This window comes from Akkermansiaceae bacterium (assembly GCA_024233115.1).
Lineage (GTDB): Bacteria > Verrucomicrobiota > Verrucomicrobiia > Verrucomicrobiales > Akkermansiaceae > Oceaniferula.
The window spans coordinates 375551-397619 of the sequence record JACKQB010000003.1 but is presented as its reverse complement, the minus strand read 5'-3'; the positions used below and the strand labels follow the sequence as shown (position 1 = coordinate 397619).

15 protein-coding genes and 1 pseudogene are annotated in these 22069 nt (G+C 56.8%); 2 read left to right on the top strand and 14 right to left on the bottom strand.

The genetic code is table 11. The annotated features are described in order from the left end of the window. Positions 1–2: 2 nt before the first annotated feature. From H7A51_09630 to aroC, 5 genes are all read right to left on the bottom strand, one after another. Positions 3–182, bottom strand: a complete 180-nt coding sequence (locus tag H7A51_09630; GenBank protein ID MCP5536477.1) for a hypothetical protein — start codon at positions 180–182, stop codon at positions 3–5. A 31-nt stretch (positions 183–213) separates the two neighbouring features. Beyond that, positions 214–2745 (bottom strand): cytochrome-c oxidase, cbb3-type subunit I, encoded by a 2532-nt coding sequence (gene ccoN / locus H7A51_09625; GenBank protein MCP5536476.1) that lies wholly within the window; start codon positions 2743–2745, stop codon positions 214–216. A gap of 18 nt (positions 2746–2763) precedes the next feature. Continuing rightward, the gene (locus H7A51_09620) at positions 2764–2949 is read right to left on the bottom strand and encodes a hypothetical protein (protein ID MCP5536475.1); all 186 of its coding nucleotides are present in this window, start codon (positions 2947–2949) and stop codon (positions 2764–2766) included. A gap of 115 nt (positions 2950–3064) precedes the next feature. After that, the gene (locus tag H7A51_09615) at positions 3065–3916 is read right to left on the bottom strand and encodes a CvpA family protein (GenBank protein ID MCP5536474.1); all 852 of its coding nucleotides are present in this window, start codon (positions 3914–3916) and stop codon (positions 3065–3067) included. A 24-nt stretch (positions 3917–3940) separates the two neighbouring features. Beyond that, entirely contained in the window at positions 3941–5029 is a 1089-nt protein-coding gene (aroC, locus tag H7A51_09610; protein ID MCP5536473.1) for a chorismate synthase, read from the bottom strand. Positions 5030–5179: 150 nt separating this feature from the next. Between aroC and H7A51_09605 the strand changes: the two genes are divergently transcribed. Beyond that, entirely contained in the window at positions 5180–6973 is a 1794-nt protein-coding gene (locus H7A51_09605) for a tetratricopeptide repeat protein (protein ID MCP5536472.1), read from the top strand. A gap of 72 nt (positions 6974–7045) precedes the next feature. Here H7A51_09605 and H7A51_09600 read toward each other — a convergent pair whose 3' ends face one another. Both H7A51_09600 and H7A51_09595 read right to left on the bottom strand, forming a co-directional pair. Further along, positions 7046–8308 (bottom strand): 4-hydroxy-3-methylbut-2-enyl diphosphate reductase, encoded by a 1263-nt coding sequence (locus H7A51_09600; protein ID MCP5536471.1) that lies wholly within the window; start codon positions 8306–8308, stop codon positions 7046–7048. Between the two features lie 61 nt (positions 8309–8369). Then, positions 8370–9059 (bottom strand): TIGR02206 family membrane protein, encoded by a 690-nt coding sequence (locus tag H7A51_09595; GenBank protein MCP5536470.1) that lies wholly within the window; start codon positions 9057–9059, stop codon positions 8370–8372. 80 nt (positions 9060–9139) lie between these two features. Here H7A51_09595 and H7A51_09590 point away from each other — a divergent pair, with 80 nt between their 5' ends. After that, positions 9140–12313, top strand: a complete 3174-nt coding sequence (locus H7A51_09590) for a UvrD-helicase domain-containing protein (GenBank protein ID MCP5536469.1) — start codon at positions 9140–9142, stop codon at positions 12311–12313. A 39-nt stretch (positions 12314–12352) separates the two neighbouring features. Here the strand turns inward: H7A51_09590 and H7A51_09585 are convergent, their stop codons facing one another. From H7A51_09585 to prmC, 7 genes and pseudogenes are all read right to left on the bottom strand, one after another. Further along, positions 12353–14929 (bottom strand): c-type cytochrome, encoded by a 2577-nt coding sequence (locus H7A51_09585; GenBank protein ID MCP5536468.1) that lies wholly within the window; start codon positions 14927–14929, stop codon positions 12353–12355. 60 nt (positions 14930–14989) lie between these two features. Further along, positions 14990–15394 (bottom strand): annotated as a pseudogene (locus H7A51_09580) (NPCBM/NEW2 domain-containing protein). Positions 15395–15435: 41 nt separating this feature from the next. After that, complete coding sequence (locus tag H7A51_09575; protein ID MCP5536467.1) at positions 15436–16446, bottom strand: ThuA domain-containing protein; 1011 nt, start codon at positions 16444–16446, stop codon at positions 15436–15438. A 144-nt stretch (positions 16447–16590) separates the two neighbouring features. Next, positions 16591–17343, bottom strand: coding sequence for a glucosamine-6-phosphate deaminase (nagB, locus tag H7A51_09570; protein MCP5536466.1), 753 nt, complete (start codon positions 17341–17343; stop codon positions 16591–16593). A 211-nt stretch (positions 17344–17554) separates the two neighbouring features. After that, positions 17555–19567, bottom strand: coding sequence for an RNA polymerase sigma factor RpoD (gene rpoD / locus H7A51_09565; protein ID MCP5536465.1), 2013 nt, complete (start codon positions 19565–19567; stop codon positions 17555–17557). A 214-nt stretch (positions 19568–19781) separates the two neighbouring features. Next, entirely contained in the window at positions 19782–21059 is a 1278-nt protein-coding gene (gene murA, locus H7A51_09560) for a UDP-N-acetylglucosamine 1-carboxyvinyltransferase (GenBank protein ID MCP5536464.1), read from the bottom strand. Positions 21060–21080: 21 nt separating this feature from the next. Then, a complete protein-coding gene (gene prmC / locus H7A51_09555) occupies positions 21081–22037 on the bottom strand; it encodes a peptide chain release factor N(5)-glutamine methyltransferase (protein MCP5536463.1) in 957 nt (318 codons plus the stop codon). Between the last annotated feature and the right edge of the window lie 32 nt (positions 22038–22069).

Sequence of the window (22069 nt, the reverse complement as noted above, 5' to 3'; positions counted from 1 at the left end):
GTCTAGTGGGTGTGGGATGTTTCTGAATCGTCTTCAAGTGGCAGGTTGGCAACGCGGTCGTCGTCGACACGGCGGACACGCCATGCCCTGATCATAATCAGGAAAAAAACGGAGAAGGTGAGGAAGAAGGCGACGCTCGCTTGAACGACGGCCCCTTCATCGGTGACTATTGCTTTGAACATGATGTTGTAGGGTTGGGTTTTAGCTGGAGGCTTACTTGGACTCAGGCTCACCGGCCGCGTGTTTCTGATCCGGATTGGTAATGGCGGGTGCAGCGGCGTCCTTGTTATCGATCACTTCATAAGCACCGAGCTTCTGCAGGTAGGCGATCATGGCAACAATCTGGCGTTCAGCAAGGGCTGATGCGATTTCAGCTTCGTCGTCCATCTGTTCCAGGTCCTTGGGCAGGACAACTTCGGCGGCAACCAGACCACGGGCGATTTCGAGGGCCTGTAGTTTGGCTTTATCCTCGATGACGTCTTCGGTCATCGCCTCGTAAGGCACGCCAAGCTTGGTAAGCGCGGCAATCTTGCCTGGCAGGGCTTTGACGTCGGTTTTCTTGTCCAGCATCCAATCGTAAACCGGCATGATCGATCCGTCAGAGGTGCTTCTTGGGTTGACCAAGTGGTTGTAGTGCCAGCCGTCGGAACGGACGCCACCTTCACGGGCAAGGTCTGGCCCGGTGCGCTTGGAGCCCCACTGGAACGGGTGGTTGTAGATGGACTCGCCGATGCGGGAGTAGCCACCTTCGAGGCTATTGCCGTCCTTGTCCTTAAGCTGGGACTTGCCGTAGCGCAGGATGTCACCCTCGAGCATACGGATCATTTGCGAGTGGCAGTTGTAGCAGCCTTCGGTGATGTAGAGGTCGCGACCGGCAAGCTCCAGTGGTGTGTAGAGCACCTGCCTGCGATCATCCATGTATTCACCCTTCTGGGCAATGACGGTGGGGATGATCTGCACCGCGCCACCCAAGGCGGCAGCGATGAATACCAGGACGGTAAAGGGAACCCAGTTCTTCTCAAGGGAGTCGTAGAGGTCGGCCCAACGTCCGGGGTTTCTTGAAAAGACCCAGATGGCTTGGAGCGTCAAACCGCAGGCGATCACCAGGGCACCGATGTCCATTCCCTTGGGTAGGAAAATCCAGAGAATCACGAAGATGATCACCCAGAAAGTGTAGGTGATGGGATCGTTGCGGAAAACAAGGCTCAGTCCGCGGGCGTCGTCCGTGCCTTCGGGAGCCTCGGCAGGAACTTCAGCCGTTGCATCCACGGCAGAGCTCATGCGGATGGTCTTGAAGATGTTGATCGCCAGCATGATGAATCCAGAGAGGTAGAGCAGTCCACCAATACCGCGGAATAGCAGCATGATGTGCTTGGCCTGGGTAACGGTGACAAAGTTGCCGTATTTCAGTGTGGTGCCGGCTTCGTTGGTAGCACTGAGCATCAGGCCTTCCATGATTCCGGAAACCCACATGGAGGCGACATAGAGCAGGATACCCACAGTGCCGATCCAGAAGTGCATGTTCGCCCAGCTCTCACGCCAGAGAACACTGCCGCCGTCGGAGCCCTTGCTGTTTTTCCAAAGTCTTGGAGCCATCCAGTAGAACATACCGGCAGCCATGAAACCGTTCCAACCGAGTGTTCCGGAGTGAACGTGGCCGATGGTCCAGTCGGTGTAGTGCGAGAGCTGGTTGACCGCCTTGATGGACATAAGAGGTCCCTCGAAAGTGGCCATCCCGTAGAAGGTGACTCCAGCGGCGAAGAATTTGATCACGGGATCGGTGCGGAGTTTATCCCAGGCACCCCGCAAGGTGAGCAGACCGTTGAGCATACCACCCCAGGAAGGAGCCCAGAGCATCAGGGAGAAGAGCATGCCGAGCATTTGCAACCAATGGGGGAGGGCCGTGTTGAGCAGGTGGTGAGGACCGGCCCAGATGTAAATGAAGACAAGTGCCCAGAAGTGGATGATGGACAGTCGGTAAGAGTAGACTGGACGACCGGCGGCCTTGGGCATGAAATAATACATGATACCGAGGATCGGGGTGGTCAGGAAGAAGGCCACGGCGTTGTGACCATACCACCACTGGACCAGGGCATCCTGGACTCCGGCGAAAACGGGATATGAGTGCGTCAGGCTGGTGGGCAGGGAGAGGTGGTTGACGATGTAGAGCATGGCCACCGTGATGATGGTGGCAATGTAGAACCAGATCGCAACGTAGAGGTTGGGCTCGCGGCGTTTGGCCAGAGTCCAGAAGAAGTTGATAGCGAACACTACCCAGATGAGTGCAACGCAGATGTTGATCGGCCAGATCAGCTCGGCATACTCCTTGCCACGGGTCAGGCCGGCTGGCAGGGTGATAGCCGCTGCAACAATGATCAGCTGCCAGCCCCAGAAGTGGATGTTGGAAAGTAAATCGGATGCGGTCCGGCACTTGCAGAGACGCTGGGTCGAGTAGTAGATACCGGCAAACATCATATTACCCACAAAGGCAAAAATGGCTGCGTTGGTATGCAGCGGACGTAGTCGACCAAAGGTCAGGAAGCTTACGCCCTCGGATTTGAAGTATCCGAAAGTAATGTATTCGAGGAATTTGCCGTTCATTTGCCAGAAGTTCAACTGGAAGGCGGCGATAACGCCGACCAGCATTCCGACGAGGCCGAAAATGATGGAGGCGATCATGAAGCGTCGCACGGTCTTGTCATCATAGACAATCGTGGTGGTAGCGGCATTGGTGGGTGTATTCATGGTGTGTGGTTAGAGGTTTTATTGATGCGGTGTAGGCTGGTTTTTTATCGGATGTTTGGAAAGGGGCATATCGTCATCGAGGGGCATTAGCGCATGGTGCTCGATGCCTCGTTTGCGGGGTTTCCTCAACTCGCCGATGAAGCAGACGATGAAGATTGCAGCAAGGCAAACACTGATGAGGATGGTGAGCGCGAGGACGTTCATGTGCACGGGGTCTTAGGAAGACTCGGTGAGTGTATCAAGATTTTTCAATACTGCCTCGCGTATCCTGTAGATCGCTGCGCGGATTATTGCGCAGAAATGTGCTCGATGGACCCGCTTATTTGGAGATGAATTTCGACAGTTGTTCAGGGCTTACCTGCTGTAAATGTTCCATGAATTCAGGGTTGGCGAGGGTTTTTGGAATCTGTCCGGCAGAATAGAGGGCTCTTGGATTACCCGAGGTGGCGTGTTCCTTGATGGAGCTTTCATACGCCAGCTCGAGAAAATCGGAACGATTGAGGAGTGCGTTCAGCTCAGGGGTTTTAAGCATTTTGCTGCGTGTCTGGGAGTTATGGTAGAGGATGAGAATCTGGCAGAGGGCGACTTTTCCCGGTCTGTAGAAGGGATCGGTATGTTGGTGCCATTTGCCCACCGAGCTGGCATCAAGTGCGTGTTTGGCTTTGAGCAGCAAGGGGGTGGCGTAGGCACCGGTTACGTCTGTGGGTTGTGTGCCGACGGGGGCCGCAGTGCCCTTGAGGATCTTGTGTTGGGTGTGACGGAGTTCGGCGATTGAGCCACCGTAGCGGATGCCCGTGAAGGCGAGCCAGAGAATGGCAAGTCCCGAGCAAAGGCTCAGGGCCGCAGCAGGTAGGCCGAAGCCGATACGTTTACCGGTCGAGGACTGGTTGAAGGGATCGACGACGAATTTCAGCGCGTGGCGACAGATGAAAAAGACCACGACTCCTGTGATCAGGGCGATGATCTTGGGCAGCCACTGGCCCGGGTTGTTGATCCACGGCCCGGTGAGGTCGCTGGCATGCTCGTGCCCCCAGAGTGCGGTGTAGCCAGCGATCCCAAGGCAAACCATAGCCAGGACGGTGCGGATCAATCCTTTGAGAAAGCCAATGACGGCAAAGGCCGCAATCACGATGACGATGATCCCCGTGGCGCCCAGATCTTGGAAGTTCATCAGATGAAATGCGGGATGGAATCGTTACGTCGCACTACACTGCGCGAGGTGCAGGAGGGCGTGGTCACAGAGGACGAGTGCGGTCATGGCCTCCACGATTGGGACGGCGCGGGGAAGCACGCAGGCGTCATGACGCCCCCGGCCTTTGAGCTCGGTGTCCTCGTGGCTGGTGGTGACCGTTTGTTGTTCGGTCATGATCGTGGCCGTCGGTTTGAATGCGGTGCGGAAAATGATGTGTTCACCATTGGAAATACCACCCTGGACACCGCCGGATTTATTGGTCGTCGTACGCACGGTATCGCCGTCCATGAAAAACGGGTCGTTGTGCTCGGCTCCGGTGAGCTGGGTGCCAGAGAAACCTGAGCCTATCTCGAAACCCTTGGTCGCCGGCAGGCTCATCATGGCGTGGGCGAGGGTGGCCTCGAGTTTCCCAAAAACCGGGTTGCCGAGACCGGCCGGGGCGTGACGGACGATACACTCGACCACGCCACCGACTGAATTTCCGGTATTGCGCATTTCCTTGATCAGCCTGGTCATCGGTTCAACCGCGTGCGGGTCTCCGGTGCGGACGATGTTGGATTCGATGGTTTCGGCGGTGACGGTATGGGCGTCGACGGATGCCTCGATGTCTTTGACGGATTGCACCCAGGCGAGGATTTCGAGGTCGGGGTAGAGCTTGGCGAGGACTTTTTTGGCGACCGCTGCGGCTGCGACCCTGCCGATGGTTTCGCGGGCCGAGGCACGGCCACCACCGTGCCACGCGCGGGTGCCGTACTTGGCGTCATAGGTGTAGTCGGCGTGGGACGGGCGGTATTTATCCTTCATCTCGGTGTACGATGACGGGCGCTGGTCCTTGTTACGGACAAGGATGGCGATGGGGGTGCCCAGCGTCTGGCCTTCAAAAACACCGGAAAGAATCTCGCAGGTGTCACTTTCCTGACGTGGTGTGACGATATCGCTTTGCCCCGGACGACGGCGGTCGAGGTCGGTTTGAATATCCTCTTCTGAGAGCGGGATACGGGGTGGGCAGCCGTCGATGACGACGCCGACACCACCGCCATGGGATTCACCCCAGGTGGAAATACGGAAAAGTTGGCCGAAACTATTGGACATATCTGGGAGGGAATCTGGCAGGTTCGCAGGATCTTTCAATGCGCGATTGTGACGTGTATGGAAAAATCGCAGGGCTATGCGAACCAGGGGGCATCGATTTCCAACGTTTTTCCTCTGGCAGGGTCTATGTTTATGATGAATAGTCCGCTCATGATTCGCACCACCTTTCGCAGACTGTCCTGCAGGCACTCACTCATTTTACTGCTTGCCATGGCTTTGGTGCCGACGGTGGGCTTTGGCAAGGAAGTCCCGGTCACCCCGGCTGCCGGAAAGCCGGAGAAAAAAGTTCCTTTTTCACTCAATCAGGTTGTGGATGCCCGTGTGGCCAAGATGGCGGTGCCCGAGCCTCGCCCGGACATGGTGGGTATCAAGATGAGTATTTCATCCCCATCGCCGAAGGCACGTGAGCATGTCCAGCAGGGGCTGGCCCTGGTACATGCCCAGTGGGATTTTGAAGCCTACCGGCATTTCTGCGCTGCGCTGGTCGAGGACGAGGATTGTCTGATGGCATACTGTGGCGTGGCGCTGGCATTGGCCAAACCCTACAGTGAGTATTCGGAATACCGCAGGGTAGCGGTGGAGCGGATGCTGGATCTGCTGGATGCCGATGACAAAGCTGTTGCGGAGGGGAAGGCGGGGCGTTATCCCATGGTGGAAAAGAAATTTGTCCTGGCGACGGCTGCGTTGTCGACCAGTCCCCGCACGGCGGGTGCCTTGTTTCACAAAGTGGCAGAGGAGTATCCGCAAGCGATCCAGGCGCGGTTGTTGTCGGTGTTTATGACGCGTGGTGGCTATGACGTGTTAGGCAACCCCTCGCTGGAGCAGGACTTTGCCATTAAGAAAACGCGTGAGCTTCTGAAACTGCATCCTGACAATCCGATGGTGCTCGGCTTCTGGTTGGCACTGAATGCCGAGGTCCCCAACCAGGCGATGGATATTAAAAAGGAAATACTTCCCTACGCCAGGCAACTGGTGAAAAAGTGCCCACGCGTGCCATCGTGGCAACACACGCTGGGTCACTTCGAATGGCGTGCCGGGAACTATCTGCTTGCCGAGCGGGCCTTTACCCGGGCAGCCGAGCTTTATGCCGAATGGATGAAGCGGGAAGGGGTCGGGCCGAATGACTGTGAGGGGTATATCAGAGCAAAATGTTATCTGGCGAATACCCTCTACCAGCGCGGTGATTTTCCTAGTGCCATGAGGGTAGCCAAGGAGATCAGGGCGATGAAACTCGATCCTGAGAGGCCACGTTCTCCGGGAAACCAGATTCTTCTTTGGTGTGGATATACGCTTCCCGCCCGCCTGTATGCAGCCCATGGAGCTGACGGGGACTTGAACCGTGCGCTGGAATCATTTCCCAGCAAGGAAGCATTGGCTCCCTACGCCGCCCATGCCAAGTATCCTACCCTGGCCGGAGTCTATGTGGAGGCACTGAGTGCCTATATTGGCAGCAGGAAAGCGATCGCCGCACAAGACCTCACCGCCGCCAAGACGTTGCGCGATGTGACATTCCGGAGCCGGATTGTTTCCATGGCCAAGGTGGCCGAGGGGGCGATGCGGTCGAGCGATTACTCACACTATTTCAATGCCGGTAGCAGTCTGGCCATTTATGATATGGAGCTCGCAGGGTTAATTGCGTTGAATGGCCCGGAAGACATGAGGATGGCGGCATCCAACTGGTTTAGATCGGCCCGTGATAAACAGGGGATTCCCTCATTGATGATGCCGCCCGCTGTGATTTCCCCCATGGAAAACCGGCTCGCTGAGTACTACCTTCGTACGGGGGATAACGCAGCTGCTTATGAAGCCTATCAAGAGGGGTTGAAGCGTTACCCTAACAATATGTCATCTTTGTTAGGTGCAAAACGCTGCCTCGAGCTTCTGGGGAAAAAGGAAGACGCGGCCCGGGTGCAGAAACACATCGAGCTGGTTAGGAAACGGTGAGGTGGAAGGGGTTATGCGTCGATCACCCCAGCTTCCCAGTTGGACGGGCGACAGTAGCTCCTCACGGTACGACTACTTCACCGCCTCAAGATCTTCCTTGCTGATGCCCCGTAGCTCCATGGCCCGGACGATGGTGGATTCGATCAGGTTGTTAGGACAAGAAGCGCCTGCCGTGACACCGATCACGGCGGGTTTGTCCTGGAGGAATAGTCCGGGGTATTCGCTTTGGATTTCCTCCTTATGCTCGAGGTCGTAGTGCATGATGCTTTCGAGCGACTCGATACACTTGGCATTGCGGATAAAGAATGTGGGCAGGTTCTCCTGACCGATTTCCGCCAGGTGGGTGGTGTTTGAGCTGTTGTAACCACCGACGACTAGCAGGATGTCCATCGGCTTCTGCTTGGAGGTGTCAAGCATGGTGAAGAGCGCGTTCTGTCGCTCCTGGGTGGCACCGCAGATGGTGTCGAACACGTGGTAATTCGCTTCGTTGCCATCCCGGTCAACGAGGGCTTGCCGGATCTTCTCTTGAAGGTGCTCGGTTTCGCTTTGAAGCATGGTGGTCTGGTTGGCGACACCGAGACGTGTTAAATGTTGGTCGGGGTCAAATCCTTGGGAGCAGGCATTGGCGAATTTTTCCATGAATTCGGCTTTGTCACCATGCCCCCGGATGTAATCGCAGACATAGTCGGCATCGGCGAGGGTGAGGATGATCAGATACTGCCCGTTTTTTTCCTTGCCCAGGGCCCTTGATGCCGTCGCCCGTGTTTCCTCGTGGCCTGCCTTGCCGTGGATAATCGAGGTGACATTATTCTGGGCATACTCGCGGACCCGGCGCCAGACTTTCATGACATCGCCGCAGGTGGTATCGACTACGTGGCAACCAATCTCCGCGAGTCTGTCCATGAAGCTCATCGGGGCCCCGAAGGCGGGGACGATGACAACATCCTCGTCGTTGAGATCGTCATACTCCCTGGACATATCCTTCCACGGCAGTGAGACAATACCCATGTCGCTGAGTTGTTGGTTCACTTCCGGGTTGTGGATGATTTCTCCAATCAAAAAAATGCGCTGGTCGGCAAACACCTTGCGGGTGGCGTAGGCGAGGTCGATGGCCCGTTCCACACCGTAACAAAATCCAAACTGCTTCGCGAGTCGCACGGTGGTGTTGCCGATCGTCAGTTCGCCACCATGGGAGCGGAGTTTTTCGACGATTGATGACCTGTAGTGCTGTTCCACCTCGGCCTGGACCATGGCCATCACATCGGGACGGCGGAGGTTGACGCGCTGCCTCTTTTTCGGGAGATCGGGGGACGGCTGGGGTGTGGGATCAATCATGACGGTGGGTGCCTTGAGGGGCAGACGGGAACTAAATCTAAAATGAGGTAAAAGGCACGCCCTATTTTTGCTGACTCTTTTTAAAGGGTAGTTCAAGCAGGTAAAAAAGGAGTCCAGCCAGTGCAACCAGGAAGAGAATATAGCCCGGCCACGGCGGCATGATGTCCAGCAGGCTGGCTTCGGTCGGTTTGCCCATCAGGAAACCGAAATTCGTACCCAGCGCCAGATTGACGATCGTGGCGGCCACGGCATAGACCATGATCCACGCGAATGCCCTGAGCCACGCCCTTTGGCGCGGCCGCCAACCGAGCCCGAGCGGCAGCAGCAAAGCGGTGATCACAACCACGCCGTGCTGCATAAAAAAGGCCAGAAACACGGGGTGGGGGAAGTCGTAGGGGAGGTTGGGTGTCAGCAATCCTTGCACGGTTCCAGCCAGCCCCCAGAAATAGGATAGTTCACACAGCAGTGCGCGTCGTGTGATCAGGGCGAAGCCGCAGAGAAATGCCGCAACATCACAGAGGTGAAGAGGGATGATCGCTGTCAGTGACGCCGTGCCGCCCACCGACTCCCAGGCGGCCTGATTGACCGGGTAGGCGGCAAAACAACAGAAGGCCAGCAGCGAGATCGCCGATTTTGCCCGGGCCGTGTGTTCGCCTTTTCCACACCGGCGGACCACCAGCACCGCAACTGCGGCGAGCGAGATCAATGCTCCCACATGGCCGATGCCGTAGAGTTCGAAGGCTGCAAGCATGGCTCTTGATAGCGAGAATCGGCTATTGCGCAAACTGTAAACTTGAAACATACCGGCACAAGCGGTTCAATCACCCACACATGCCAGGCACCATTCAGAGTACCATGATCCGCGCCTCAGCTGGTAGCGGGAAGACCTTCCAACTCGCCAACCGCTTTCTCGCCCTGATGGTTCTCGGCGTTGCGCCGGAAAAAATCATCGCGCTCACCTTTACCCGTAAGGCGGCGGGGGAGTTCACCGGGAGGATCATGACCCGCTTGGCCGACGGGGCAGCAGATGAAAATGGTGCGACCGCGCTCGCCGCGCAACTGGAGGAAATCATCCGGGGCACCGACAGCATACCGGCGCTCGTCTCAGGTTCGGTCGCCGGGCTGCCCGTGATGGATGCCGGGTTTTTCCAAGGGAAACTGGAAACGCTTATCGATGCCCTCGACCGTCTGGCGCTATCCACTCTCGATAGCTACTTCGTCCGGATTGTGCGCAATTTTTCGCTCGAACTAGGCCTCAGTGGGTTTGACCTGATGGAGGACACCGCCATCTCAGCCGAACGCCTGAGTGTGATGGCCACCATTTTTTCCAACCATCAAACCCGCAAGGACGAGCGCGAGGCCTTTCTCCAATCGTTTAAACAAGCGACCTGGGGCGAGGAGGAGAATCGACTCTGCCAGACACTGGAAGACTTTGTCAAAAAACACCAGAACCGCTGGCTGGCCGCGCCTGATCCTGAACGCTGGGGTGGGATCGACAGGCTCTGGGAAAAGGGATGTCCCTATCCGGAGGGTGGCGATTACACCGCCAGGGCCGGGCGTGTCAGGTCTTTGTTAGGCGATATTGAAAATGCGCATGGCTCCTACTTGAACTCTTGGAAAAAGGCATGCGACTGGATGGAAACCCGCGTGAAAGGAACCCCGGTGGGCACGTTGCCGGCCCGCTTGACCGATGCGATTGTCTCCATGGATGATTTTAAAATGGGTCGCTATCTCACTGTGTTTTCAAAGCGCGAGCAAGTGATCAAAGGCGAGCTGGCCGCGGCCATCGCCGATATGGCGGGCGGTTTCATCCGGGATGAAATCGAAGTCCAGATGAAACGCACCCAGGGGCTTTACTCGGTGATCTCGGCCTATGAAAAACGCTACCACCAGCATGTGCGGAGTCGGGGCCGACTCTGCTTCTCCGACCTGACCCTGCTGCTGGCAGGTGAGGGCGCGATGAAACTGTGGGAGGAGGATGTCAGGGGCTTGATCGACTTCCGGCTCGATGCCCGCTACGACCATTGGTTGTTAGATGAATTCCAGGACACCTCCCAGCCGCAGTGGCAGGCGGTTTCCAATCTGGTGGATGAAATCATGCAGGACACCGACGGCCAACGTTCGGTCTTTGTGGTAGGTGACAGCAAACAAAGCATCTACGGCTGGCGCGGTGGTGAGCCCCGGCTCTTTGATGACCTCAAGGAGCACTACGGCGAGCGACTCGCCGAGTGGGATATGGATCGCTCATACCGCTCGTCCCAGAGTGTGCTGGACCTGGTCAATACCGTCTGTGATCTGTCGGCCCCCAAATGGCGGTCCATATTCCCCCCCGCAGCCATCGACCGGTGGCTCTATCACCCCCATGAACCTAGCGGGGACAAACCGGGTCACACCCTGGTTTTGGAAACAACACTCGATGCCAAGGACACGGATGGCGATGAAAAAACCGGGGCCCGTTTCGCTTGTATGAAATCCCTCATCGAAAAAACCGAGCCGCTGGCCCACGGGTTGACCTGCGCTATACTGGTGAGCAAAAACGATCAGGTCACCGACATCGTTGATTTTCTTCGCACGGAACTTCCCCATATCCCTGTGGCTTCTGAATCAGAAAGTGTCGTGGCAGACGGGCCGGAGGGGGCGGTGATTCTCGACCTGTTCCGGTGGTTACGAAATCCCGCCCACACCTTTGGCCAGATCCACGTTTCCATGTCGCCGCTCGGGGAGATTATTAACGAGCTGTGTGATACAAATGACCCGAAAAACCAGTGGCGCTGGCTTACCGGCGAGGTGGCTAGACATGGGGTGGAGGCACTTGTCGGTAAGATTGTTATATCCCTGCGTGATCGATTAACAATATCCGACTACGGCCAGTCCCGGCTTGATGAGATCCTCGCAGCCGCCAACGACTTTTCAGTTAAGGGTGGAAGTCTTGACGACTGGGTAAGTATGTTAGAGAGCCGTTCACTGCGCGAAACCACGCGTGAGGGGGTGATTCAGGTGATGACCATCCACAAGTGCAAGGGGCTTGGCTTCGATATGGTGATCCTGCCTGAACTCGGGGGGGGCAAGGAGTTCACTGACGCGGGTCGCCTGGATGCCTTGGAAAAAAAAGGGCATCTCGGCACCACCGAATACGTGATTAAAAAACCCACCAAGGACATCTGCGAAGCCGACCCCGCACTTCGCGAGATGATGGCTGCCTGGGAGGCCGACCAATGTTACGAACGTTTTTGTAACCTCTACGTCGCCCTGACCCGGGCCAAACAGGCCACCTACTGCATTCTCGATCCCGTGAAAGACGGGTGGGAGCCACGGAAGAAGTATGACGATTGGATACGTGAAGCAACCGCATCGTTTACGGCTCGTGAGGTTTTGTTAGGTGAGGTCCCATACAAGGTTCTCTATGAATCCGGGGGGGGGCTGCCGACGGGAGGCAGAAGGCAGGAAACAGGTGTCGGGGAGGTTCCAACAAAGCCGCTCCAGCCTGCGACGCCACGACTGGCCAGGAAGATTGCCAGCCAAACGAAGAAGCAACAAGCTGGAGATTTACTCAGGAACGGGAAAGGCATGCGTTTTGGCAATGTGGTACACGCCCACTTTGAGAAAATCACCTGGTTGGATGAGCTTCCTGAACTTGATGACAAGGCGGCAGCCGGCCTTGTGCTGGAATGTCTGGAGACAAAGTCGATCCGCCCCCACTTCATGCGCCCGCAAGGCGATTACCAGCTGCTCCGCGAACAACCCTTCGAAACGCGGCAAGACGACCAATGGATCAGTGGTGTCATCGACCGCGCTGTCATTCATTTGGAGAACGGCAAACCCGTCAGAATCACCATCATCGACTTTAAAACCGACCGTGACGAGAGTACCGAGTCACTTGCCGGGAAATACTCCGGGCAACTCGACACCTACCGCACGGCCATGCACCGGATTACCGGGGTGCCGGAGGAAGACATCACCTGCTTCCTGCTCTCCACGGCCTTGAAGGAAATGGTGCCCGTTTAAATGGTCTATGGAGTTGGTTTGCTGGGCATCCTTATGGCGTTATTTCCAGACTTTCATATACTCGATGAGGTCGGCGACGTCTTGGGCTGTGAGGCCTAACTGATCGGCGCTGAGCATCAGCGAGCGCTTGAGGTGGCGGGGTTTGCCTTTGACGAGGTGGCGGGGGATCATCTGGGTCTGTCCACCCGTGGAGGTGATGATGAGCGGATCGGAGTCACTGCTGAGCAGACCGTGGATTTCGCCACCTGCCTTCAACGGGATGACCGTTCCCTCGTATCCGTGGGCGATGTCGGCAGAGGGTTCGATGATCGAGCGTGCGATGACATCCGAGCTTTGTCCGGCACCCCAGCCTTTGAGGGAAGGTCCGTAGTTAGGGCCGGTTTCCCCGATCTGGTGACACATGACGCAGCGGGTGATGGTTGCCTTGCCACGGGTGGCGTCGCCTTTGAGGGCGAGCACGTCTTTGACGCTGAATTGGGGTTTTGCAGGTGCCGCGACGGTGACGGCGACAGGTTTGATTTTTGAAGGATCATAGATGTTCCGTTTTTTGAGCTCGGCGGCGATGTTGTACTGTTTCCATTCGCCAAGCCCATTGCGCAGCAGCCAGTAGGTGGCGCTGGCTTTGGTAAGCGGGTTGTCTGCCAAGGCAAGCATGGCATCGACGGATGAGCGGTGGTTGATGAATGCGAGGGACTCGACGGCGAGTTTACGCGCTTCAGGTGTTAGGCTGGGATGGATGGCCCGGGCCACGAGATCGGGGACAGCGGCGGACGGCCAGAGTCTCCAGGTGAGTCTGGCAAATTGATCCGACCATGCGTGCGGCGCGCCGGGTTTCATGGCGGCTTTGATCGCGAGCCAGATTTCGTTTTCCTGGTTGGCGGCACCAAGTCCGATGGCTTCAACTGCGTTTTTATCCGTGTGGTCGACCTGTGCGGCGAGCACGGCGAAGATGCCCTTGGTTTGTTCCGCAGGAAGGTCGCGGAGGGAGAGGGCGACATCGCGGCGGACACCGGGATCGGGGTCGGTGGCGAGCTGTTGCGCGTAGGGGAGGATGTCCATGCCGGCCCGCCTTAGGGCGCGATAGGCGGTCAGGCGGATATGCGGGTAGCCGACCTTGAGGAGTTTGACACACTCCGACTGGCCCTTTTTCCCAAGGTGCGGGAGCAACCAGATGGCACGGGCGGCAATGTGCTCGTTGGTTTCGTTGAGCAGGTTGCCAACGGCGGGGAGGGCGGTTTCGCCGTGATTTTTCAGGGCGCGAAAGCCGAGATAACGGGTATTGACGGCGGGGCTCTTGAGGGCGGTGACCGCCCCCTCGATGGTTTCGAGATCGAAGCCGGGGATGTTAGGTTTGAAGCCTTTCGGTGCAATGCGGTAAATGGTGCCCGAGCACGAGTCATCGCGATCGGCGTGGCCGCCGACACGGGCATCATACCAGTCGCACACATAAAGCGCACCGTCGGGGCCGACACAGATGTCGGATGGACGGAAGAGTATTTTGCTGTCGCTGGCATCGGCTCCACCACCAACGAAATCCGAGCCTGCGTATTTCTTGTCCGGATTGGTGGTGACGAGGTTGTCCTGTTCGAGTTTGAAGGTAGCGCCCTTGGGGGTGGGGTTGTAGTGGAAGATGGTGTTTTTTCCTGGTTCACAGGAGAAGAAGGCACCGTTGTATTTCTCCGGCAGGGCGCCGTTTTCATACATGGTGACGCCGGTGGGCGAGCCGCCACCGTAGATGTGGCCGGCATCCATGGTACCAGGGTCGTCCTGGCGCCAGTGGGCGCGTCCGTGATCCTGGCCGGGGCGTTTGACCGTGCGATACAGCTGTTTTGCGTCGCGGGTGAAATACCCGGCGCATCCGTATTCGAGGACGTAGGAAACGCGGCAGGCGGGCGGGTCGTCGTTGTCGTTTTGGAAAACGTTGCCGTAGGAATCGAGCGACTGCTCGTATGAGTTACGGTAGCCGTGGCCGACGATTTCGGCGTTGGTGCCATCCGGGTTGATGCGCACGGTGAAGCCGGCGGTCCAGATATGACCGTCATCGGAGCGTTTTCCGGAGACGGCGAGGTGATCGACCAGCCAATCGCCACCGCCACCTTTGTAGGGGCCGCCCATGTAGAAATTCCTGCCTGAGCGGTCTTTGAAAACCGCGCCGCAGTTGCCGTTGTTAAAGTAAAATTTCCCGTCAGGCCCGGCCGTGAGTGAGTGCAGTGAATGGTCGTGGTTGCGGGCATTGAACCCAGTGAGCAGGACTTCGCGTTTGTCGACCGCGGGGTCGAATTTGAGATCACGATTAACGTCGGTGTAGACGATGAGCTCGGGTGGCTGTGATACATAAACCCTGTTATCAAAAACAGCGACACCGAGAGGGGCGACGAGGCCTTTTTCCTGAACAAAAGTGTGTGACTTGTCGCATTTCCCATCACCGTTGGTGTCCTCTAACACAGCGATGCGGTCACCTCCTGGTCGGCGGCCATTGTGTCGGCGATAGTTGACTCCTTCGGCCACCCAGATCCGACCTTTGTGGTCGATGTCGATATTCGTCGGGTTGTAAAGGTGGGGGGAGGTTGCCCAGACCGAGATTTCGAGGTCGGCGGGGAGTTTGAAATGCTCCAGACTAACCAGTTCGGGTTGTTGGTCGGATTCCCATGGGGCGTCCGGTCCGCGTGGCGTGCGCACGCTGAACTGCACGGAGGCCGGGGTGAATTTGCCACCGCGGATGGCACCACCGTCATCGAGGCCAATAAGGGCGGTGAACTTTACGGCGCCCTTCGGCACCTTGAGGGTCACCCATGAAGTTGCGTGACAACCAAAGCCACGGTCATATTTCCTGCCAGCAATGGTGAGGGGTTTGCCCCCGATGTTACGGTCGAAGGCGAGTGATTTCCAGCCCTGCTTGGAGGCGGAGACGTATTTTTCGGTAGCTGGGATGGATTGGCCACTGGCGTTGACAAAGGATGGATTGATCCAGTTGGCCCAGTCGTGGGAGTAGTTGCCCAGGTCTCCGATGTGGAGTTCGATTTCAGTCAGGCCCGTGATATCGACGCTGACCTGGTGGGTGCGTTGTTTATCGGCAGCCAGGAGCCTGGGGCTTTGGTAAAGTGGTTTCGAGCCTGAGTGACCTAGCGTTTTTTTTTACCAGCATCCCTGTTCTTGCCCCGGGCTTTCTTCTTGCCTGCGGACTTCGCTTTGAGGTCTGGGAGCGGCATCGGTTTTTGCTGAAGCAGTGCCTCTGTGGGGAGCTGGACGGGTTTGCCTTTCACCGGACGATCCAGATTGGCATTGAGCATATCGAGGGTGACTGGTTTTGATGGGATTCCGTTTTCGGGGACCTCAGCCCGGGCAAGCCAGACGATGGCATTGAGTACAAGTTTACGGAAATCATCGATGGCCCAGTTCCGATGGTAGTGGCCGCCGACAAAGCCGATGCCGCGTCCACCCGCGCCCGGTTTCGGGTCACGGCACCACATCAGCGCCTGCTCGGTGCCGAAGCATTTTTCACCATGCTCGTTCCACAGGTTGATATAGCGGACGACTTTTTCAGGGGTAGGGGTGGCGGTGGCAAGCGGATGGCAACAGTCACATTCATCTTTGCTGGGGAAGCGCATGTTCCAGTAAAATTCATCAAAAGCGGTAATGGGTTTGGCGAGGCCATGGGCAACCGGGTGGTTTTTCCGGGCTTCGATGTCCGCGATCCAGTGTGGGTTCACCGACCAGCCGGTTTCCATGTATCCGCCGATCCAGTGTTTGAAGTATTTTTCTCCGATTTCTTTGCTGGGGTGTACCCCGTAGTGCATAAACATGATCCCCATACCGGCTTTGACTTTTTGATCGAGAAACCCGACCTTGTTTCCAAGCTGGCCCCCGGCATCGGCGTAAATGATGCATGCGTCGACCCCCTCGAAGATGGATTCATCCTTCGGCCAGCCGTAGTAGTGGACTTTGGCTTCGACATCGGCACCGCTGGCGTTGAGGGCATCGGCAAGCAGCATACAGCCGGCGCGGAATTCGTGCTCTCCGTTGCCATGGCTTGGCGGCCCTGCGAGAAAGAGGATCTTTTTCTTGGCGTGCGCAGGAACAATGCCGAGGAGGAGAAGTGAGAGCAGGGTGGTAAGTCGGATGAGGAATCGCATGATGGCTACATTAAGATTGGACGGTAGCATTATACGATAAAAAATGGCAGGTTTTTCAGTCCGTGAAGTAATGACACGGTCTGTGGACAAAATCATGCCCCTGTGGTTGAGACAGGGGCATGGCCATTGACTTGAGTGGCTCACTCACAGCTCGGAGGCTGCGGCCGCATCGATGTAAAACACGGCGTTGTCGTGTTCTTGAAGGTATGAGGCGGATACGATGTCGTTGACCGGCCCCTGGACGGCTTTTTTGACAATGGCGGCCTTGCCGGTGCCCCATGCCATCAGCACAATACGGCGGGCTGCGAGAATGGTTCCACAGCCCATGGTGATGGCCGTTGACGGCACGTTTTCAATGCCGCCAAAGGCAGGAGCGGCATCTTCACGGGTGATTTGGTCAAGATGGATCACCCGGGTCCGCGAGTCCTTGGGTGAGCCTGGTTCGTTGAAACCGATGTGGCCAGTGCGACCGATACCGAGGATTTGCTGGTCGATGCCACCGGCGTTGATGATCGCTTGTTCATACTGCTCGCAGTGCGCCGGGATGTCCTCCGCAGATACCGTTCCTGATGGGAGGTTGATGTTTTCTGGTTTGATATCGATATGATCAAAAAGGTGTGTATGCATGAAGTGCCAGTAGCTTTCCTTGTGATCACGCGGCAGACCTGCATATTCATCGAGGTTAAACGTGATCACGTTTTTAAATGAGAGCCCGTCTTCATTGTGGAGCCGGATGAGCTCCTGGTAATACCGCAATGGGGTGGCACCCGTCGCGAGACCCAGAACGGTGGCTTTTCCAACGGCATCGTTGGTCCGGATGAGCTGGGCCGTATCGGCAGCGAGCTGGGCGACGGCAGACTCAGGTGTATCAAAAACTTCGACCGGGACTTTGTTCATGCGGTGTATCTAGCGGGAACCTCGTTGTATTCAATGACGAATAGGAGGACAAATTTCGTCGGATGGGTGGAGATTTTCCAACGGAGCCGATCACCCAGTCACCTGATTGCTACGCATACCGGCAGAGAATAGAAACAAAAAAACAGGCGGCCCATGATAAGGTCGCCTGTTTACAAAGATGCCTGGGTTGCCGGCAAATTGAAAACCCGCCCTACGGTAGGTTGGGAAGCTCGATGAAACCCTCCAGTTTGCGGATACGCGTTGGGTGGCGCATCTTCCGCAGGGCCTTGGCCTCGATCTGACGAATACGCTCGCGGGTCACCTGGAACTGTCGGCCCACTTCCTCGAGTGTGCGGGAGTAGCCGTCCTTGAGTCCGAAGCGTTGTTCCAGCACCTCTCGCTCACGTTCGGTGAGGGTGTCTAACACATCGCCGATTTTCTCCTTGAGCATGGCAAAACCTGCTTCCTCCATGGGGTTTTCAGCGGCCTTGTCCTCGATGAAGTCACCGAAGGATGTATCGTCTGAATCACCGACGGGAGCCTGGAGAGAGATGGGCTGCTGGGCCATTTTCAGCACGGCGCGGACACGCTCGACAGGGAGGTGGATCTCCTCGGCGATTTCATCGGGGCTGGGTTCACGACCGTATTCCTGGACCAGCTGCTTCTGCACGCGCATCAGCTTGTTGATCGTTTCGATCATGTGGACCGGGATCCGGATGGTCCGTGCCTGGTCGGCAATCGAGCGGGTGATCGCCTGGCGAATCCACCATGTTGCGTAGGTTGAGAATTTGTAGCCGCGACGGTACTCGAACTTCTCCACCGCCTTCATCAGACCCATGTTGCCTTCCTGGATGAGGTCGAGGAACGAGAGACCGCGGTTGGTGTATTTCTTGGCGATCGAGATAACAAGCCGGAGGTTGGCTTCGACCATTTCGGTTTTCGCCTGATAGGCTTCACGGGTGCGCTGGCGCAGTCCTTTACGGGAAACGGTGAAGTCATCGGCCTTGTGCCACGAGAGTTGTTGGATCTCGCGCACCTTGGTTTCGAATTCCTTGTCGCCAGGCTTGGACTTTAGTTTTCTCTCGTATTTCCAGAGTTTCTTCTGGTTTTCCTCCACTTCAACGTTGAAGTCTTCGACGACTTTCTGTTTGTAGTAGAAGCGGTTGTAGAGGCGGGCGATGGAAATGAGGTTTTTATCAAAGCTGTCGACGAGTTTCTTTTTGCCACGCGGATTCTTTGCCTGGAGTTTGCGGAAAATCTGGTCGTTTTCCTCGTGGAGGTTACGGACCTGCTCACAAAGCTTGGGAAGGGCACGCATGTAGCGCTCGCGGCTTTCGATTTTCTTGTCCTGGATGACACGGTCAAAGCGTTCTTTGCCGCGGCCGAGGCGGTCGGCGAGATCGAGGTAGCAGGCGGCGATAAAGCCAAACTTGTGGAGTTCGGCGTTCGCTGCGATCTCGGCATCCTCGATACGCTTGGAAATTTCAACTTCCTGCTCCCGGGTAAGAAGCGGGACCTGGCCCATCTGCTTGAGATACATCCTGACCGGATCGTCGAGAATATCGAGCTTCTGGTCGGCCTTGGTGGTATTGACATCGTCGGCGTCCTTTTTGCGGTCGCGGTAGGAGTCCACCTCGGAGGCGTCGATGACGTCGAACTCCATCTTGCGCAGCCGGTCGAGGATGGCCTCGACGTCACCCGGATCAACAAGGTCATTGGGGAGAACCTCGTTGACATCGTCATAGGTGAGGTATTCCTGCTCTTTGGCCAGTTTGATCAGCTCACGGATTTTTTCCTGGATCTCCGGGGTGTCGATCCGGCTCTTGGGTGCCTTTTTGGCGGCAGGTTTTTTAGGGGCGTCCTTTTTGACCACGGCTTTTTGCGCCGGAGCATCCTCAACGGGGGGCTTTTCTACAGGGGCTTTTTTGACAACTTTTTTGACAACTTTTTTGGTGGTCTTTTTAGCCGTTGTCTTTTTAGCCGTTGTTTTTTTGGCCGTTGTTTTTTTGGCCGTTGTCTTTTTGGCCGTTGTTTTTTTTACAGTGGCCTTTTTTACAGTGGCTTTTTGGGCAGCTTTCTTGGTGGTTTTTTTACCAGCTTTTGTGGTGGTTTTCTTGCCAGGTGTTTTTTTGGCCTGTGCCTTCTTGGCTGGTTTTTTGCTCACTTTTTTAGCGGGAGCTTTTTTGGCTGCTGCCTTTTTTGCCGCTGCTTTTTTTGTTGCCATGGGAGTGGTAAAATATGTGGTAAATGAGGGGTGGTGTCTGAGGGACGGACACACCCCACCCATTGTAGGGCCAGCCGGAGAAAACCCGACGGGGCGCGAATCTCCATGAGAGATACGCCGAGGTCAAGGGAAAACTTGCCACATTAACGCCCTGGATGCTCTAAAAATAAAGGATGCCGGGGTATTGTACTTACATCGTAACCCGCAGCGTGGCCTATTCTCTAACACGCTCGATGTCAGCACCCAGCATGATGAGTTTATCATCGATGTTTTCGTAACCACGGTCGATGTGGTAAAGACGGTTGATCTCGGTGCTCCCCTGGGCGCAAAGTCCGGCGAGGACGAGGGCGGCGGAGGCTCTCAGGTCAGAGGCCATTACCGGGGCGCCCGACATTTTGGTGGTGCCCTTGATTACCGCAGTACCGTTGTCGACCTTGATATCCGCACCCATGCGCGTCATTTCTGCACAGTGCATAAAACGCTGTGGAAAGATGGTGTCCTCGACCACTGATATTCCCGGTGTGACCGCGAACAAGGCTGTAAACTGGGCCTGCATGTCGGTGGGGAAACCGGGAAAGGGGGCGGTAACGATGTTGGCTCCCTTGGGCGCGTTACCGGGTTTCACGGTGCAAGACGTTCCCTTGGCGTTGAATTCGACAGAGTGTCCCGCCTCGAGGAGCTTCTCGGTCGATGGTCCGAGGTGGTCTTTGCAGATGCGGTGCAGGGTCACTCCGTTTTCCGGGCAGCCGGCCATGGCGGCTGCCACCATGAAGGTACCTGCTTCAATGCGGTCCGGGATGACCGTGTGCTCGACACCATGCAGCTTCTTCACCCCTTTGATCGTGATCCGACGGGTGCCGGCGCCTTCGATTTTAGCCCCCATTTTATTGAGAAAGTTGGCAAGGTCGACAACTTCCGGTTCGCAGGCGGCGGACTCGATGATGGTGGTGCCTTTTGCCAGCACGGCAGCCATCATCAGGTTGTCCGTTCCCAGTACCGTGGGGCCGTGTTTTCCCCGGAGATCAACCTCTTTTCCATGGAGGCCATCGGTTGCGCTGATGTGCATGTTTCCTCCCTCCATGTCGATGGTGGCACCGAGTGCCTCAAGTCCCTTGAGGTGGAGGTCGACCGGACGGTCACCGATGACGCAGCCGCCGGGGAGCGAGACGCTGGCCTTGTGAAGTCGGGCTAACAGAGGCCCCATCACACAGATGGAGGCGCGCATTTTCCGGACAATCTCGTAGGGGGCATCGTGGCTGATGCTGCCTGCCGTGATACGCACCGTGCCGCTGGAGCGTTCCACTTCGGCACCGAGGGCGGCGAGGATCTGGATCATGTAGTTGGTATCGGAGACATCGGGCACCCGACGGATGATACACGGTTGATCTGTGAGCAGGGTGGCGGCAAGAATGGGCAGGGAGGCATTTTTTGAGCCGGAAATGTGGACGGAGCCTTGAAGGGTGGCTCCGCCGCGTACGAGAAGTTTGTCCATGGGTGGGAGTGAGAATGGGGATTAGGAAACCGGGAGGGTTGCGAGAGGGAAACGGGGTATACCGTTGAGGTCTTTGTGAGTGAGGATGTTTTCGAAACCGGCTTGTTTGAGCATGGCTTCGACGGCTTGGGCTTGGTCGTATCCGATTTCCAGAGCGAGCAGTCCGCCTGGGTGGAGATGCGAGGGGACTTGCTGAATGAAATCACGCAGGATGTCCAGCCCATCTTTTCCCCCGAAGAGGGCGATATGGGGATCGTGCATGACCTCAGGTGTGAGTGTGTCGAGGTCCCGTTCTGCGATGTAGGGGAGATTGGCCGCGATCAGATGGTATTTTTCGCCCTCGAGATGGGAGAAAAGCGAGGTTTTGACCAGGGTGTGACGCGGCGTGCCGAGCAAGAGGGCGTTTTCCGATGCCAGAGCCAAGGCACCCGGAGAAATATCGGCCAGCACGACTTCAAGGCACCGACCACCCAATTCCCCGGCAAGGCTGAGCCCGATCACGCCCGAGCCGGTCCCCATATCGAGAACCCTGAGCTGGTCAGAGCGGGCTTCTACCTGCCCAGGTGCCTCGACCGGTTCTGCCGACGTCTCTTCCAGTGGTTCGCCGGTGGCGGGGGGGGGCTCTGTTGCGCTGCGGTCAATTTGAAGAACCGGGTGTTTCAGGATCAGGGAAACCAGCTCCTCGGTCTCGGGCCTGGGGATGAGGGCCCGGGCATCGGTTTTAAATTCGCGTTTGTAAAATTCGACGGTGCCGAGCAGGTGCTGGAGTGGTTCGCCGCTGCCCCGGCGTTTGAGTTTTTCCCGCAGCGGGACCAGCTCTTCCTCGGTCATGGGCCGGTCGAACTGCATATAGAGCTCGACCCGTGAGCAGCCGAGCTGATGGGTGACCAGGAGCTGCATGTTGCGACGCGCGTCCTCGATCCCCTTGCTTTCCAGGTAGGAGGTTCCTTTTTCGATGGTGTCGAGAACGGTGGTCATTTTTTTTCAGGGGGCGGTAGACGGTAGGCGGT